Raw genomic sequence first — 15,558 nt, 5'->3', positions numbered from 1 at the left:
TCGACCTCGAAGCCCTCCTCAGAGCCCACGTCGCTCACCTCCGACCACGAGAATATCGGCTAAAGCGCAAGCAGGCTGTGCAGCGGCAACGGCGCCATGGCGGCGCGCCCGCCCATGTCGGCCAACTCCAGCACCACCGCGGCCGCAACGACCTCAGCTCCGGCGCGACGCAACAACCGTTGCGCGGCCGCCAGCGTACCGCCGGTGGCGAGCACGTCGTCGACGATCACCACCCGGCGGCCGGCCAGCTCGACCCCGTCGGCCGGGATCTCCAGCACGGCCTGGCCGTACTCGAGTTGGTAGGCCTCCGACAGCACCGGCGGCGGCAGCTTGCCGCCCTTGCGCACGGCCAGCGCACCCACGTCGAGTCGGTCGGCGATGGCCCCGGCCAGTAAAAACCCCCGGGCGTCGATGCCGGCCACCAGTTCCACCCCGGCGGCGACCTGAGCCAACGCCGCGGTGACCGCCGCCAGTCCGGCGGCATCGGCGAATACCGGGGTCAGGTCCTTGAACGCGATTCCGGGGCTGGGAAAGTCGGCCACCTCGCGGGTCAACGACGCGATGATCCCGGCGACATCGTCGGCCGGCCGCCCGGCGGCTTTCACTGCTGCAGCGCCCAGCGGTCCATGTTCCAGCCCGCACCCCACCGGGTGGGGTTGGCCGCGACGCCGTAGGTCTTCTTCGATGACAGCAAGGTGCGCTGCTGGCGGTAGAGCGGCAGCGTCGGCATGTCCGCCCACAGCACCGGGGCGCTCTCGGCCAGCAGCCGGACCAGGTCCGCCGGATCGGCGGTCACCGCCAGCGCAGAGATGATGCCGTCGATCTGATCATTGTGGTAACCGGACAGATTGTTGCCGTTGCCGCTGAACAGCTCGTAAGCGTCCATCACCGACGATCCGGTCGAGCCGCTACCGGTGGACCCGCCGGTGCTGGCCAGCAGCACGTCGATCTGCCCCTCCCGCAGTGACTGCGGCCCGGTGCCCTCGGATGCCACCTCGGTGACGGTGACGCCGGCCGGCGCGCAGGAGGCACTGATGGCCCCGACCACCGCAGCCAATCGGGTGTTGGGGCCGCGGTAGCCGATCCGCACCGTCAGCGGTTTGCCGCCCAGCGTGTCCCGGGCGGCGTTCGGGTCGGCCTGTGCGAACTGCTGGGCTTCGGGCACGTTCTCGGCCTGGTCGAACGCGTCGTCCATCGCCGTGTTCAGCCGCGAATTCACCATCGGCACCCCGGCGTCGCGGGCGATGACATCCCGCGGGGTGCACAGCGCCACCGCCCGGCGCGCCGGGATCTCCGACAGCGGGCCGGACGGAGCGAAGATCAGCTGCTGGATGCCGCCCGACGGACTGTCGCTGCTCTGGTAGTCGTCGGGGGTGATCACCGACCCGGCCGACCCGGTCGCCACGTCGACGACCTCCACCACGCGTTTGTTAACGCGGTCGGCGATGTCGGCGCCCTGCGGCCACACCGTGACCCGTCTGGTCACCGGCTTGGCGCCCCACCACAGGTCGTTGGCGACCAGCACGACGGCGCCGCCTTCGAGCACCGAGTCGATCTTGTAGGGCCCCGACGACGGGAAGTGCCCCAGATCGGCATTGGCGTCGAGTTGCCACGTGGTGTTCCAGGCATGGGCGATCTTGGCCACGACCTCCTCGGCCGGCGGTTCGTTGCCCAGAATCACCTCGGTGATGTTCAGCCCGAGCAGCTCGTTGAGGATGTGCGACGGCATCATCGACGTCGCGGTGAACAGTTCCTCGTAATCGACGATGTTGCGGTCGGGGAAGAACGACACCCGCGCCTTCTTGGCCCCGGGCCGGCATTCGATGTGCTCGATATCGAGGTAGCCGGCTCGATTGGCCGCGTCGAAGCCGGCGAACCGCCCGGATTGCGCCGCCCAGGCCAGCACCAGGTCATCGCAGGTGATCGGCTTACCGTCGGAGTAGACCGCCGCCTCGGCGATCTGGTAGTCCAGCACCAGCGGGGCGCGACCCACCACCGAGATGCTGCCGAAGTCGTGGTCGGCGACGATCTGCCCGTCCGGGCCGTGGTAGCCGAAGCCGGTCAGGGCCCGGGAGAACGCTTGCGGCCCAGCCGAAGCAGCTCCCGTCACCGAGGCGGTGTTGTAGGTGATCAGGCCGCCGTCGACGGCGTAGTCGATCTGATCGACGGTGGCGCTGGTGCATGCCGACACCGACCAGGCGCCCAGCGCGGTGGCAGCCGCCGCCACCCACGCCGCCGCGCGCCGCCAGCGGGCCGCCATCGGCGTTACCGTCCGGCGCCGGGCTTGCCGGTCGGACGCTGGGTGCGCCGGCTGGTCGGGCGGACCGGCTTGGCGCCCGGCGCCGGGGCTGCCGGCGTCGCAGCGGAGCTGACGGCCGCGTTCTCGGTTGTCTCCCCCTCGTCGACATCGGCCGCGTCGTCGGCCGGCGCAGCTTTCGAACCCGCCCCGGCTTGACGCCGCCGCATCACCCGGCGGTTGTGGTTCTGCACCAGTTCGGTGCGTTCCCGCAGCGTGACCAGCAGCGGTGTGGCCAGATAAATCGACGAGTAGGTGCCCACGACAACGCCGACCAACTGCACCAGCGCCAGGTCCTGGAGCGTTCCCACCCCCAGCAGCCACACCGCGACCACCATCAGCGACATGATCGGCAGCGCCGAGATCAGGCTGGTGTTGATCGACCGCATGAAGGTCTGGTTGACCGCCAGGTTGGCCTCTTCGGCGAAGGTGCGCCGGGTTTTGTGCTCGAAGCCGTGGGTGTTCTCCTCGACCTTGTCGAACACGATGACGGTGTCGTAGATGGAGAACCCGAGGATGGTCAACAAGCCGATCACGGTGGCGGGCGTGACCTCGAACCCGACCAGCGAATACACCCCGGCGGTGACGACGACGTCGAAGATCATCGAGATCATCGCCGCCAGGGTCATGTACCACTCGTAGCGCACGGTGATGTAGAGCGATGCCAGCAGCAGGAACACCACCAGCGCGATCACGGCCTTCTGGGTGATCTGCCCACCCCAGGTCTCCGACACCGCCGAGTCGCTGATCGCCAGCTTGCTGGGTTGCCCGTCGGGGCCGACCGGCTGGAACGCGTCGAACAGTGCGTCGCGCAGCTTATCGGTCTGCTCGTTGGTCAGCGTCTCGGCGCGGACCTGCACCGTCGCCGAGCTGCCGTTGCCGACCACGACCACCGATTCAGGACTGTTGCCGACGGTGTCGCGGAACACCTGCTCGACCTGGGTGACCGAGGTGTCGCCGCGCGGGAACGACACCTTGGTGCCGCCGGCGAAGTCGATGCCGAAGGTGAAGCCGCGGATCAAGATACTCAGGATCGCGATCGCGACCATCGCGCCGCTGATCGCGTACCACATCCGCCGCTTACCGATGACCTCGAACGCGCCGGTGCCGGTGTAGAGCCGCGACAGGAAGCCGTGTTGCGGCGGCCGCGGGGCGCCGGTGGGCTTGCGGGCCGTCTCCTCCACGGCGGTGCCGGTCTCGGTGAGTTCGACCGCGCCTGCCTCGCCTTTCGCGGCCTTCGTGGCGCGCTTCGTGCCGCTGCTGGTGCTCGGTTTGGCCATCTGGCTATCCCTGTCCCGTCGACTGGGCGCTCACCCGCGCGCCCGTTTTGGCTGCGGGTCTGCCACCCGATCTCGCCACCGCCCGCCGCTCACGTGCGACCTGCTGCACCGCGCCGAGGCCGTTGTAGCTCGGCTTGGCCAGCGTCGACGACTTGGACGCCAGATAGACCAGCGGCCAGGTCACCAGGAACACCACCACCAGGTCGAGGATGGTGGTCAGCCCCAGCGTGAACGCGAAGCCCTTCACCTGGCCGACCGCCAGGAAGTACAGCACCGCCGCGGCCAGGAAGGTCACCGCGTTGCCCGACACGATGGTCTTGCGGGCCCGGGTCCATCCGCGTGGCACCGCGGAGCGGAAGGACCGGCCTTCCCGGATCTCGTCCTTGATGCGTTCGAAGAACACCACGAAGGAGTCGGCGGTGGTGCCGATACCGATGATCAGACCGGCGATGCCGGCCAGGTCGAGCGTGTAGTTGATGTATCTGCCCAATAGCACCAGGATCGCGTAGACCATGGCGCCGGCGACCACCAGCGATAGCGCGGTGAGCACCCCGAGCACCCGGTAGTAGAGCAGCGAATACACCAGCACCAGCAGCAGGCCGATCGCGCCGGCGATCAGGCCGGCCCGCAGCGACGTCATTCCCAGTGTGGCCGAGACGGTTTCGGCTTCCGAGGACTCGAACGACAGCGGCAGGGAACCGTACTTCAACACGTTGGCCAACTGGCGCGCCTCGTCCTGAGTGAACCCCGGTGAGCCGCCGGTGATCTGGGTCCGACCGCCGGGAATGGCCTCCTGGATCTGCGGTGCGCTGACCACCTGCGAGTCCAGCGTGAACGCGGTCTGGGTGCCGATGTGGGCCGCGGTGTAGTCGGCCCAGACGTCGGCCGCGCCGTTCTTGAACTGCACCTGCACGATGTTGGCGCCGCTGCGCTGGTCCATGCCCGAGCTGGCGTCGGCGATCTGGTCACCGCTGATGATCGACGGCGCCAGCAGGTAGGCGGTCTGATGGTCCTGGGAGCAGGTCACCAGCGGCAGGTCCGGGTCGTCGTTGCCGGCCAGGATGTCTTCCTTGTCGCACCGGCTGGCCTGGATCTGCAGCGCCAGCGCCTGCACCACCTTGTTGTCGCTTTGCCGCAACCGCTTCTCGGCGGCGATGCGAGCCGCCAGGCCCTGCGGCTGGCCGGGCTGGCCTGGTACGCCCGGCATGCCCGGCAGACCGGGCAGGCCCGGCAGTTGGGCACCCGGGACGGGCGGCTGGGCCGGTGCGCCCGGTTGTGTGGGCGCCGGGGTCTCGGAGACGCCCGGCGTAGTGGTCTCGGTGGCGTCCTCCGGTTCGGGGCTCTCCGAGGTGGTGCCCGGAGCGGGAGCCGGTTCCTGCGGATAGGGCCGCGGCTGAGCCGGCGGGAACAGCGGTTGCTGAAGGGGGCCGCCGTTGCCGCCCAGGGCACCCTCGCCGCCTGCCCCGAAGCCGCCCGGCAGGCCCGATTCGCCCGAGGGCAACTGGCCACCGGTGGCCGGCAAGCCGGGCAGGCTGGGGCTGCCACCCGGAACACCGGGCATACCGCCGGGGACACCGGGCACACCGCCGGGGACGCCGGGGGTTCCCGGCGGCAGGCCGGGTTGCCGGGGTCCGCCGGGGAGGCCCGGCATCTGACCGCCGCCGGCCTGCTTGGCTTCCTCCACCGACACCCCGCTGATCACCGGCCTGATGTAGAGCCGGGCCGTCTGTCCGAGGGTGCGCGCTTCGTTGCCATCGCTGCCGGGCACCGTGATGACCAGGTTGCTGCCGTCGATGATGACCTCGGAGCCGGACACGCCCAGACCGTTCACGCGCGCGCTGATGATCTGCTGCGCCTGGTTGAGCGCGTCACGGGTCGGGGCGGAGCCGTCCGGGGTGCGGGCGGTGAGCGTCACGCGGGTGCCGCCCTGCAGGTCAATGCCGAGTTTCGGCTCGGCCAGCTTGTCTCCGGTCAGGAACACCAGCAGGTAGACACCGATGAGCATTGCCAGGAACACCGCCAGACTGCGGGCAGGGCGCACCGGCGCCGAAGGCGATGCCACGTTGCTTCAGTCTCCTTCGCTCATTGCACGATGCGCACTCGCGGTCGTCGGGGCTGGTCCGCGCTCGGTCCGTTCCCGACGATCAGTTCGACTGCACCCGCAAAAGGGTACGTGCCCGGCCGCCGGGCCCGCTCGTCGGGCGGGCGTTGGGCGCGTCGGCGTCCGGGCTCATGGCGACGACCCGCTGCGCCCGGCTCCGCCGCGCTCGCGATCGCCGCTAGGCGTCTTCGGTGGCCTGCTCGATCGCCGCGTCGGCGGTGAAGTCCTCCGGCTCGATCTTGTCGCGGATCGCCAGCTTCATCCAGGTGGTCACCACGCCGGGCGCGATCTCCAGATCAACGTTGTCGTCGGTGATACCGGTGATCGTGGCTTCCATGCCCGAGGTGGTGTGGACCCGGTCCCCCACCCGCAGTGACTCGTGCAGGTCGATGGTGGCCTGCATCGCACGCTTCTGCCGACGCGAGGCGAAGAACATAAACGCGCCCATGACGATGAGCAGCGGCAGGAAGGCAACCATGCTATTCATGACGACAACCGATCCTTCGAGTTCAGGTACTGGTCTTGCGCGCCGGTTCACGAGTGACGGCGGCTGATGACAACAGTCTGCCATTGTGTCGCACGACTCCGAGTCGGTACCGCGGTTGGCCCCCTAGGCTGTGGGAGAAATCAGGCGTCAGGAGTCTTGAGGGAAGGTCGGCGATGAGGAATTTCGCGTGTGGTCTGGCTACCGCCGTTGCGCTGGCGGCAGCCCCGCTGGCCGTAGGTGCGATCGCGATGCCCGCCGTCGGATCGGCGGCACCGCTGGACTGCCCGGGTGGTCAGTATTGGGAGCCGAGCACCAACACCTGCATGCCACTCGGCCAGGGCCCCACGCCGCTCGACTGCGCGGAAGGCCAGTACTGGGAGCCGAGCACCAACACCTGCATGCCACTCGGCCAAGGGCCCACGCCGCTGGACTGCCCGCCCGGCGAATGGTGGAACCCGTTCGGCAACGCCTGCCGGCCACTCGGCCAAGTCTGAACCGCCGCAACAACCGCTGAGGAGACAGCCCATGTCTGTATTGCCCTTGCAGCAGAGCCGTCACCTGGCCACCGAGATTCCCGGCCCCGGTTCGGTGCGGCTGGCAAGCCGCCGCGCGGCGGCCGTCGCTCGCGGCGTGGCCAGCACGCTGCCGGTCTACGCGGCCCGCGCCGGCGGGGGCATCGTCGAGGATGTCGACGGCAACCGGCTGATCGATCTGGGTTCGGGCATCGCGGTGACCACCGTCGGCAACGCCGCACCGCGCGTGGTCGACGGGGTGCGCGAGCAGGCCGGCGAATTCACCCACACCTGCTTCATGGTCACCCCCTACGAGGGGTATGTGGCCGTCGCCGAAGCGCTGAACCGGCTCACCCCCGGCGCCCATGAGAAGCGGTCGCTGCTACTCAATTCCGGCGCCGAAGCCCTGGAGAACGCCGTCAAGATCGCCCGCTCCTACACCCGCAAGTCGGCGGTGGTGGCGTTCGACCACGGCTACCACGGCCGCACCAACCTGACGATGGCACTGACGGCCAAGTCGATGCCGTACAAGAGCGGGTTCGGGCCGTTCGCGCCCGACATCTACCGCGCACCGACCTCCTACCCCTACCGTGACGCCCTGATCGACAAAGAGTTGGGCAGCGACGGCGAGCGGGCCGCCGAGCGCACCATCGCGGTCCTGGAGAACCAGATCGGCGCCCACAACCTGGCCGCGCTGGTCATCGAACCGATCCAGGGCGAGGGCGGGTTCATCGTTCCGGCACCGGGATTCCTGCCCGCACTGTTGTCATGGTGCCGCGACAACGACGTGGTGTTCATCGCCGACGAGGTGCAGACCGGGTTCGCGCGCACCGGGGCGATGTTCGCCTGCGAACACGAACCCATCGAGCCCGACCTGATCTGCACCGCCAAGGGCATCGGTGGCGGGCTGCCGCTGGCGGCAGTCACCGGCCGTGCCGAGATCATGGACGCTCCCCACGTCAGCGGCCTGGGCGGGACCTTCGGCGGTAACCCGCTGGCGTGTGCGGCGGCGCTGGGGGCGTTCGCCACCGTGGCAGCCGACGATCTGGTGGGACGCGCCCGGCAGATCGAGCGACTGGTGTTCGAGAGACTGGGCCGGCTGCAGGCCGGCGATGGCCGCGTCGCCGATGTTCGCGGCCGCGGCGCCATGATCGCCGTCGAGTTGGTACGGCGTGACAGCACCGAACCGGATGCGGAGCTGACCAAGGCGCTGGCGTCGGCCTGCCACCGGGCCGGCGTGATCGTGTTGACCTGCGGCACGTTCGGCAATGTGTTGCGGTTGCTACCGCCGCTGACCATCAGCGACGAACTGCTGGCCGAGGGGTTGGACGTGCTGGCCGGCGAGCTGGGCAAGCTGTAACCGGGGCCGTTCAGTCGGTGTCGAACAGTCCCTGCCCCCCGTAGCCGGGCGGTATCCCCAGCCCGGCGGCTCCGGCCGGCGGGACCATGCCCAGATGCGTCCAGGCCGCCGGCGTCGCGACGCGGCCCCGCGGCGTGCGCGCGATCATCCCGGCACGCACCAGAAACGGTTCGCAGACCTCCTCCACGGTGGCCGCTTCCTCGCCCACCGCGACCGCCAGGGTGGACACCCCGACCGGGCCGCCGCCGAAGCTTCGGGTCAACGCCGCCAGCACCGCCCGGTCGAGCCGGTCCAGCCCCAGCTCGTCGACGTCGTAAACGGCCAGCGCTGCCTTGGCCACGTCGCGGGTGATCACCCCGTCGGCGCGCACCTCGGCGTAGTCCCGCACCCGGCGCAGCAGCCGGTTGGCGATCCGCGGGGTGCCCCGCGAGCGCCGCGCAACCTCGGCGCCCGCTTCATCGCCGAGCTCGATGCCCAGGATCGTCGCCGATCGCGCCAACACCAGCTGCAGTTCGGCCGGCTCATAGAAATCCATGTGCGCGGTGAACCCGAACCGGTCCCGCAGCGGGCCGGTCAGCGCGCCGGATCGGGTGGTCGCCCCGACCAGCGTGAACGGCGCCACTTCCAGCGGGATCGACGTCGCCCCAGGGCCTTTGCCCACCACGACGTCGACCCGGAAATCCTCCATCGCCAGATACAGCATCTCCTCGGCGGGCCGGGCGATGCGGTGGATCTCGTCGATGAACAACACATCGTGCTCGACCAGATTCGACAACATCGCAGCCAGGTCGCCGGCACGTTCCAGCGCGGGCCCCGACGTCACCCGTAACGAACTGCCCAGTTCACCGGCGATGATCATCGCCAGCGACGTCTTTCCCAGCCCGGGCGGACCCGACAGCAGGATGTGATCCGGTGTGCCACCACGGTTCTTGGCGCCCTCGATCACCAGCTGCAACTGCTCGCGCACCCGGGGCTGGCCGATGAATTCGGCCAGGCTGCGCGGGCGCAGGCCCGCATCCACATCGCCCTCGCCGACCGTCAACGCCGGCGACACCTCGCGGTCATCAGCCGGGCCGGGTTTTTGCGGCGGTCCCAGCTTCGCCTCTCCTCCGTCGAGCCTCGCTGAACCGCCGGGTTCCTGCGGCGGTCCCAGCTTCGCCTCTCCCCCGTCGCGGCTCGCTGAACCGCTCACTTGGTCTTCCCCAGCCGGCTCAGTGCGGTGCGCAGCGCGTCGGACGTACTGGCGTCCGGGGACTCAGCCAGCACCTTGTCGATGGCGTCTTCGGCCTGCTTTGCCGCAAACCCCAGGCCGACAAGGGCTTCCACCACCGGTGCGCGCACCGCATGGCCGTTGAACACGGCCCCGTCGGGGGCCGCCACCGGTCCGATCTTGTCGCGCAGTTCCAGCACCAGGCGCTCGGCGCCACGTTTGCCGATCCCGGGCACCCGCGTCAGCGCCGTGACGTCGCCGTCGGCCAGCACCCGGCGCAGCGCGGCCGCGTCGTAGACCGCCAGCGCCGCCAGGGCGATCTTGGGCCCGATCCCCGACACCCCGATCAGCGTCAGAAACAGGTCCCGCGCGTCGGGGTCGGGGAACCCGTACAGCGTCATCGAGTCCTCGCGCACGATCATCGCGATGATCAACCGGGATTCGGTGCCGCGACGCAGCGTCGACAGCGTCGCCGGAGTGGCCATCACCTTGTAGCCGACCCCGGCCGCCTCGATCACCACATGGTCGAGTGCGATGTCGATGACCTCGCCACGAACCGACGCGATCATGCCCGGGCCGCCTTGAGCTTGGCGGCATAGCGGCGCCGCTGCTCGGCGGCCATTGCCTCGGCGGCGGCCATCCGCGCGATCATCGGGGCACGCCAGCAGTGGCAGATCGCCAGCGCCAGCGCGTCAGCCGCGTCGGCGGGTGTGGGCTTCTGCTGCAATCCGAGGATTCGGGTGACCATCGCCGTCACCTGCGCCTTGTCGGCCGAGCCGTTGCCGGTCACCGCGGCCTTGATCTCACTGGGCGTGTGGAAATGCACGTCGATGCCACGGCGGGCGGCCGCCAGTGCGATCACCCCGCCGGCCTGGGCGGTGCCCATCACCGTGGAGACGTTCTGCTGGGAGAACACCCGCTCGACGGCGACGACATCCGGGCGGTGCGTGTCCAGCCAGTGCTCGGCGGTATCACTGATCGTCAGCAGCCGCTGCGGCAGTGGCTGATCGGCCGGCGTGCGCACCACGTCGACGTCCAGGGCGACGACCTGGCGTCCGCTGCCGCCTTGCACCACCGACAACCCGCAGCGGGTCAGCCCGGGGTCGACACCCATCACCCGCACCGCCAGCTCCCTACCGTAGTGAACATCTGTTCGAACAGTAGCGGGTGCAGGCGACAGTCGCGGGCAGGACACGCGGGGCGGCAGCGGATCCGGCCGCCGTCACACCACCCGCAAACCCGCCGGGACGGCGGCCGGGTCGCGCCAGAACGCGTCGTTGACGAACCGCTTGAACAGGTCCGGGGGCAGGATGGTCTCGCGGGGCTGCGCCCTGACCTCACTGTGCACGGTGTGCAACCCCGGCGTGCCGGCCCGCTCGTCGAAGTCGGTGACGTCGTAGTCGATGTGGTCGAAGCTGTGCTCGAACATCGGCTCACCGATGAAGTCGTAGATGGCCCGCATGGTGCGGGCGGGGTCGGCGGTCAGCGTCTCGTACTGCACCACCAGCAGCCGGTCGCGCTGTGCGCCGAAACAGGCCTGTTTGAGCATGTCGTAGGCCGCGCCGACCATGCCGTCTTGTCCCACCACGCCGTTGGCGCGGGTGTAGACGGTGCCGCCGGGGTTGAAGCCGAAGATCGACGACGGCGTGAACACGTTGCGCTGGATCAGCCGTTCGATGCTGTCGACCACCCACGGCAACTCCCGCACGCAGGCGATCACCTTGGCATCCGGGAACAGCCGCGAGACCGCAGCCATCCAGCCGCACCACCCCCGGTTGGTATCGAAGACCACGTCGGCGGGGCAGTCGGCGTAGAAGCTGTCGAACAGCCCGTGCAGGATGCGCTCCCGCTTGGCGTCGTCGATGAACACCGAGAACTCGTTGCGGGCGCTCATCTCGCCGAGCAGGGCGCCGAACAATCCGGCCAGCGGGCCTGACATCCCGGCTTCGAATCGTGGGTTCTGCCGCAGCAGCGCGGCCAGCAGCGTCGAGCCCGACCGGGGCAGACCCGAGATGAAATGAATCGTCGCCACCGGCGCTACTCGGACTCGAGGGCGGCCAGCACTTCATCGGACAGCTCGACGTTGGTCCAGACGTTCTGAACGTCGTCGCTGTCTTCGAGCGCCTCGACCAGCTTGAACACCTTGCGGGCGCCTTCGACGTCGACGGGGACGCTGACCGACGGCTGGAAGCTGGCCTCGGCCGAGTCGTAGTCGATGCCGGCGTCGACCAGCGCGGTGCGCACCGCCACCAGATCGCCCGGCTCGGAGATCACCTCGAAGCTCTCGCCCAGGTCGTTGACGTCCTCGGCGCCGGCATCGAGCACCGCGGTCAGCACGTCGTCCTCGGTCAGGCCGTTCTTCTCCAGCGTGACCGTGCCCTTGCGGCTGAACAGGTAGGCGACCGAGCCCGGGTCGGCCATGGTGCCGCCGTTGCGGGTCATCGCCACGCGCACTTCGCTGGCGGCGCGGTTGCGGTTGTCGGTCAGGCACTCGATGAGCACCGCCACCCCGTTGGGTCCGTAGCCCTCGTAGGTGATGGTCTGGTAGTCCGCGCCGCCGGCTTCCTCACCGGCGCCGCGCTTGCGCGCCCGCTCGATGTTGTCGTTGGGAACCGAGTTCTTCTTGGCCTTCTGGATGGCGTCATACAACGTGGGGTTGCCCGACGGGTCACCGCCACCGACGCGCGCCGCGACCTCGATGTTCTTGATCAACCGGGCGAAGTTCTTGCCGCGGCGGGCGTCGATGACGGCCTTCTTGTGCTTGGTGGTGGCCCATTTGGAATGGCCGCTCATAGCCGTCCTACCTAACTGTGGCTGGAGAGAAGTCCGCCCGACAAGTCTACGGCCACGGCCTCGACGCTCCGGCACGAGCACCTTTGCGGGCGGTGCCGGCCGTTTACTATGAGCTGGGTCACAATTGCGTGGAGGTCTCGATGCCCGATACCCGCTCCACACGCCATGGCCGGGTCGCCGGCTTCACAACGACGGTCGGGGTGCTGGTCGCCGCCGGGCTGACCACGCTGGCCGGTGCGCCCGGCGCTCGCGCCGACGATGTCGACGTCGGTGCCTGGTTCGACCCGGACATGTGGTCTGCGGCCGCCGACACGGCGTTCCGGCAGCTGGTCGTCGACCCGATCCACGACGGCATCGAGGACTGGATCCACAGCGACCTCGGCCAGCAGATCGACACCGCCATCAACCAGATCTTCGGGCTGTATTTGATCGGCGACGGCGACGCGGGAACGGCGGCGAACCCCAACGGCGGCGCCGGCGGATTGTGGTTCGGCGACGGCGGCGACGGCTGGGATGCCACCGGCGCCGGTCAGGCCGGCGGGGACGGCGGGGCGGCGTTGAGCCTCTTCGGCATCGGCGGCGACGGGGGCAACGCCGGCGACGGCGACACGCTCAACGGCCTGCCCGCCCTCGGCGGAGCAGGCGGCACCGGCGGGCTGCTCGGCAGCCACGGCGCGGTCGGCGCATTCGGCACGTTGACGAGCGGTCCGCCGGTCGTGACCACCGGCGGACTCGACAGCACCGGCACCTGGATCACCGACAGCGACGGCCGGGCGGTGATGTTGCACGGCCTCAACGAGGTGTACAAGATCGCGCCGTTCGCGCCGTCAGCCATCGGCTTCGGCGACGACGACGCACAGTTCTTGGCCGACAACGGCTTCAATGTGGTGCGGTTGGGCGTGATCTGGGCCGGTGTGGAACCCCAGCCCGGCGTCTTCGACCGGTCCTACCTGGACACCATCGACGAGACCGTCCAGACGCTGGCGCGCCATGGCATCCGCGTCATCCTCGACATGCACCAGGACGGCTACAGCAGTGTGTTCGGCGGCGAGGGCGCACCGGAGTGGGCCACCCAGACCGGCGGGCTGCCCAACCCGAGCCTGGGCTTCCCGTACGACTACTTCTTCAATCCGGCGCAGTACAACGCCTGGGATGCGCTGTGGTCCAACGCCGAAGCCCCCGACGGCATGGGGCTGTCCAACCATTACGCGCAGATGTGGGAGTACGTCGCCGATTACTTCAACGGTAATCCGAATGTCGCCGGCTACGAGATCATGAACGAACCCTGGGGCGGCAGCTACGGGCTGGGTAGCTACTTCGGGACCGGAATACTGACACCGTTCTACAACCAGGTCGACGCCGCCATCCGGGCCGTCGACCCGAGCACGCCGGTGTACTTCGAACCGGATCTGCTCACCACCAACGGGCTGCCGCTGACGCTGGGCACCGTCGACGACCCGAACACCGTGCTGTCATTCCACGACTACGCCGACAGCTTCCTGCCCGGCCTGGGACTCGGCGCTCAGAGCGCGACCAATGCGGTGGCCTACGGGAACGCGCACAACATCCCGGTGCTCCTGACGGAATTCGGCGCGACCAACGACTACGCGCACATCAGCGACATGCTGCGGATCGCCGATGCGAACCGCATCGGCTGGGCCGAGTGGGAGTACAGCGACAAGGGCGACATCACCACCACCGGCGGCGGCAACGGCTGGCTGGTCGCCGACCCCGCCCAGCCGCCGAGAGGCGACAACGTCGACACCGAGAAACTGGCAGCGCTGGCCACCCCGTACCCGCAGGCGATCTCGGGCACCCCGGGTTCCTGGTCGTTCGACCCGACAACCGGGACCTTCCAGTTCCGCTACACCACCGACCGGGTCGACGGCCTGGGCAGCTTCGATGCCGGCTCGATCACCACGATCTCGACGCCGGCGATGGAATATCCGAACGGCTATCAGGTGAGTGTCACCGGCGGTCACGTGGTGTCGGGCCCCAACGCCGCGGTGTTGACGATCGCATCAGATCCCGGGGCCGGCACCGTCAGCGTCACGGTGCGCCCCGCCGGCTGACGGCCGATCAGGCGCGCCCGGCGACGATGTCGACGAACAGCCGGTGGATTCGGCGATCACCGGTCACCTCCGGGTGAAACGAGGTGGCCAGCACGCCGCCCTGCCGCACCGCGACCGGATGCCCGGCGACCTCGGCCAGCACCTGCACCTCGGGTCCGACGTGCTCCACCCAGGGCGCCCGGATGAACACCGCATGCACCGGCTCGGCCAGTCCGGCGAAGGTTACGTCACCCTCGAAGGAGTCGACCTGTCGTCCGAAAGCGTTGCGCCGCACCGTCATATCGATACCGGCCAACGGGATGGCGGCACGCCCCTCAGCGCCGGCATCGACGATCTCACTCGCCAACAGGATCATTCCCGCACAAGATCCGTAGGCCGGCATCCCCTCGGCCAGCCGCGCCCGCAGCACATCGACCAGTTCCAGTTCGCGCAGCAGATGACTCATGGTGGTCGACTCCCCGCCGGGAAGCAGCAGCGCCTCGACGGCGTCGAGTTCCGCACGGCGACGCACCGGCACCGGCTCTGCGCCGACGCCGGCAACTGCGGCGAGGTGTTCGCGCACATCGCCCTGTAGTGCGAGCACGCCGATGCGCGGGCCGCTCACTGACCGGCGGGGGTGTATCCGGACGGGTATCTGGTCAGCCCCTCTTGCATGACGGCCGCCACCATGTCCCCGGCCTGGTTGTAGATCTTGCCCTGGGTCAGTGCCCGGCCGGCGCTCGCCGACGGCGACGACTGGTCATAGAGCAGCCACTCGTCTGCCCGGAAGGGGCGCATGAACCACATCGCATGGTCCAGTGAGGCCACCTGCAGGTGGTCGCGGTCGGCGGGGTGGATCGACCAGGCGGAGCCCAGCAACGTCAGGTCGCTCATATAGGCCAGCGCACAGATGTGCAGTACCTGATCGTCGGGAAGTCGATCGCGGTGGCGGAACCAGACCTGCTGTTCGGCGACCTTGCCCGGAACGTGCGGTAACAGCTCGCGCGGCACCCGGCGCAGCTCCCACTCGGCGAATGCCTTGAAACCCTCGTCGTCGAACGCCTTCATGGCGGCGATGTCGGGCAGGTCCTGGGGCACGGGCGCGTCGGGCATCGCATCCTGGTGCTCGATACCGCGTTGCTCGCTCTGGAACGACGCCGACATGTTGAAGATCGTCTCGCCGTGCTGCACCGCATCGACCCGCCGCGTACAGAACGACCCGCCGTCACGCACGCGTTCGACCAGAAAAACCGTGGGCGCCTTGGCATCCCCTGGCCGCAGAAAATAGCCGTGCAGGGAATGGACCCGGAACTTCGGGTCCACGGTGCGCACCGCCGACACCAGCGCCTGCCCGGCGACGTGCCCGCCGAAGGTGCGCTGGTTGTCGGCCGAGAACGGACTGAACACACTACCGCGGTAGATGTTGATCTCGAGTTGCTCGAGATCGAGGATCTCTTCGATCGCCACG

The 15,558-nt window shown here is 69.1% G+C and carries 15 protein-coding genes; 3 read left to right on the top strand and 12 right to left on the bottom strand.

Annotated features, from left to right (window positions below):
- Nucleotides 1-59: 59 nt before the first annotated feature.
- The 5 genes from ACAG20_RS18130 to yajC all read right to left on the bottom strand — a co-directional run bounded on the left by ACAG20_RS18130 (nucleotide 60) and on the right by yajC (nucleotide 6,164).
- Nucleotides 60-605: an adenine phosphoribosyltransferase gene (locus tag ACAG20_RS18130; protein ID WP_370493557.1), complete on the bottom strand. Its 546-nt coding sequence runs from the start codon at nucleotides 603-605 to the stop codon at nucleotides 60-62.
- Nucleotides 602-2,260, bottom strand: coding sequence for an ABC transporter substrate-binding protein (locus ACAG20_RS18125; RefSeq protein WP_370493556.1), 1,659 nt, complete (start codon nucleotides 2,258-2,260; stop codon nucleotides 602-604). Before ACAG20_RS18125 ends, ACAG20_RS18130 begins: the two co-directional genes overlap by 4 nt.
- 5 nt (nucleotides 2,261-2,265) lie before the next feature.
- On the bottom strand, nucleotides 2,266-3,576 hold the full coding sequence (secF, locus tag ACAG20_RS18120; protein ID WP_370493555.1) for a protein translocase subunit SecF: 1,311 nt from the start codon (nucleotides 3,574-3,576) through the stop codon (nucleotides 2,266-2,268).
- Between the two features lie 4 nt (nucleotides 3,577-3,580).
- The gene (secD, locus tag ACAG20_RS18115) at nucleotides 3,581-5,638 is read right to left on the bottom strand and encodes a protein translocase subunit SecD (RefSeq protein ID WP_370493554.1); all 2,058 of its coding nucleotides are present in this window, start codon (nucleotides 5,636-5,638) and stop codon (nucleotides 3,581-3,583) included.
- Nucleotides 5,639-5,855: 217 nt separating this feature from the next.
- The gene (gene yajC, locus ACAG20_RS18110; protein ID WP_112689456.1) at nucleotides 5,856-6,164 is read right to left on the bottom strand and encodes a preprotein translocase subunit YajC; all 309 of its coding nucleotides are present in this window, start codon (nucleotides 6,162-6,164) and stop codon (nucleotides 5,856-5,858) included.
- A 173-nt stretch (nucleotides 6,165-6,337) separates the two neighbouring features.
- Here yajC and ACAG20_RS18105 point away from each other — a divergent pair, with 173 nt between their 5' ends.
- Together ACAG20_RS18105 and gabT are read left to right on the top strand one after the other, a co-directional pair.
- Complete coding sequence (locus ACAG20_RS18105; RefSeq protein ID WP_083037428.1) at nucleotides 6,338-6,658, top strand: hypothetical protein; 321 nt, start codon at nucleotides 6,338-6,340, stop codon at nucleotides 6,656-6,658.
- 31 nt (nucleotides 6,659-6,689) lie between these two features.
- The gene (gene gabT / locus ACAG20_RS18100; RefSeq protein ID WP_370493553.1) at nucleotides 6,690-8,036 is read left to right on the top strand and encodes a 4-aminobutyrate--2-oxoglutarate transaminase; all 1,347 of its coding nucleotides are present in this window, start codon (nucleotides 6,690-6,692) and stop codon (nucleotides 8,034-8,036) included.
- Between the two features lie 10 nt (nucleotides 8,037-8,046).
- On the opposite strand, the gene ruvB is transcribed toward gabT, so the two are convergent.
- The 5 genes from ruvB to ACAG20_RS18075 all read right to left on the bottom strand — a co-directional run bounded on the left by ruvB (nucleotide 8,047) and on the right by ACAG20_RS18075 (nucleotide 12,039).
- Entirely contained in the window at nucleotides 8,047-9,132 is a 1,086-nt protein-coding gene (gene ruvB, locus ACAG20_RS18095) for a Holliday junction branch migration DNA helicase RuvB (protein WP_370493576.1), read from the bottom strand.
- 92 nt (nucleotides 9,133-9,224) lie between these two features.
- Nucleotides 9,225-9,815 (bottom strand): Holliday junction branch migration protein RuvA, encoded by a 591-nt coding sequence (gene ruvA, locus ACAG20_RS18090; protein WP_370493552.1) that lies wholly within the window; start codon nucleotides 9,813-9,815, stop codon nucleotides 9,225-9,227.
- A complete protein-coding gene (gene ruvC, locus ACAG20_RS18085; RefSeq protein ID WP_112689339.1) occupies nucleotides 9,812-10,369 on the bottom strand; it encodes a crossover junction endodeoxyribonuclease RuvC in 558 nt (185 codons plus the stop codon). Before ruvC ends, ruvA begins: the two co-directional genes overlap by 4 nt.
- Before the next feature lie 99 nt (nucleotides 10,370-10,468).
- Entirely contained in the window at nucleotides 10,469-11,278 is an 810-nt protein-coding gene (locus ACAG20_RS18080; protein WP_112689341.1) for a sulfotransferase, read from the bottom strand.
- A gap of 5 nt (nucleotides 11,279-11,283) precedes the next feature.
- Entirely contained in the window at nucleotides 11,284-12,039 is a 756-nt protein-coding gene (locus tag ACAG20_RS18075) for a YebC/PmpR family DNA-binding transcriptional regulator (RefSeq protein ID WP_112689343.1), read from the bottom strand.
- Between the two features lie 140 nt (nucleotides 12,040-12,179).
- Here ACAG20_RS18075 and ACAG20_RS18070 point away from each other — a divergent pair, with 140 nt between their 5' ends.
- The gene (locus ACAG20_RS18070; RefSeq protein ID WP_370493551.1) at nucleotides 12,180-14,111 is read left to right on the top strand and encodes a cellulase family glycosylhydrolase; all 1,932 of its coding nucleotides are present in this window, start codon (nucleotides 12,180-12,182) and stop codon (nucleotides 14,109-14,111) included.
- Nucleotides 14,112-14,118: 7 nt separating this feature from the next.
- On the opposite strand, the gene pdxT is transcribed toward ACAG20_RS18070, so the two are convergent.
- Nucleotides 14,119-14,715 carry a pyridoxal 5'-phosphate synthase glutaminase subunit PdxT gene (gene pdxT / locus ACAG20_RS18065; protein ID WP_112689118.1) on the bottom strand — a complete coding sequence of 199 codons (597 nt, stop codon included), beginning with the start codon at nucleotides 14,713-14,715 and terminating at the stop codon, nucleotides 14,119-14,121.
- On the bottom strand, nucleotides 14,712-15,557 hold the full coding sequence (tesB, locus tag ACAG20_RS18060; RefSeq protein ID WP_112689120.1) for an acyl-CoA thioesterase II: 846 nt from the start codon (nucleotides 15,555-15,557) through the stop codon (nucleotides 14,712-14,714). The genes pdxT and tesB overlap by 4 nt, the downstream gene beginning before the upstream one ends.
- Between the last annotated feature and the right edge of the window lies 1 nt (nucleotide 15,558).

This window comes from Mycobacterium sp. pW045, from assembly GCF_041287085.1.
Lineage (GTDB): Bacteria > Actinomycetota > Actinomycetes > Mycobacteriales > Mycobacteriaceae > Mycobacterium > Mycobacterium algericum_A.
Note: the sequence above shows the minus strand (reverse complement) of the source record. Positions and strands in the feature narration are given on the sequence as shown.

Coding starts and splice junctions, on each gene's coding strand:
- ACAG20_RS18125 (WP_370493556.1), bottom strand. CDS start 2,260: ATGGCGGCCCGCTGGCGGCGCGCGGCGGCGTGGGTGGCGGCGGCTGCC.
- secF (WP_370493555.1), bottom strand. CDS start 3,576: ATGGCCAAACCGAGCACCAGCAGCGGCACGAAGCGCGCCACGAAGGCC.
- yajC (WP_112689456.1), bottom strand. CDS start 6,164: ATGAATAGCATGGTTGCCTTCCTGCCGCTGCTCATCGTCATGGGCGCG.
- ACAG20_RS18105 (WP_083037428.1), top strand. CDS start 6,338: ATGAGGAATTTCGCGTGTGGTCTGGCTACCGCCGTTGCGCTGGCGGCA.
- gabT (WP_370493553.1), top strand. CDS start 6,690: ATGTCTGTATTGCCCTTGCAGCAGAGCCGTCACCTGGCCACCGAGATT.
- ruvA (WP_370493552.1), bottom strand. CDS start 9,815: ATGATCGCGTCGGTTCGTGGCGAGGTCATCGACATCGCACTCGACCAT.
- ACAG20_RS18075 (WP_112689343.1), bottom strand. CDS start 12,039: ATGAGCGGCCATTCCAAATGGGCCACCACCAAGCACAAGAAGGCCGTC.
- ACAG20_RS18070 (WP_370493551.1), top strand. CDS start 12,180: ATGCCCGATACCCGCTCCACACGCCATGGCCGGGTCGCCGGCTTCACA.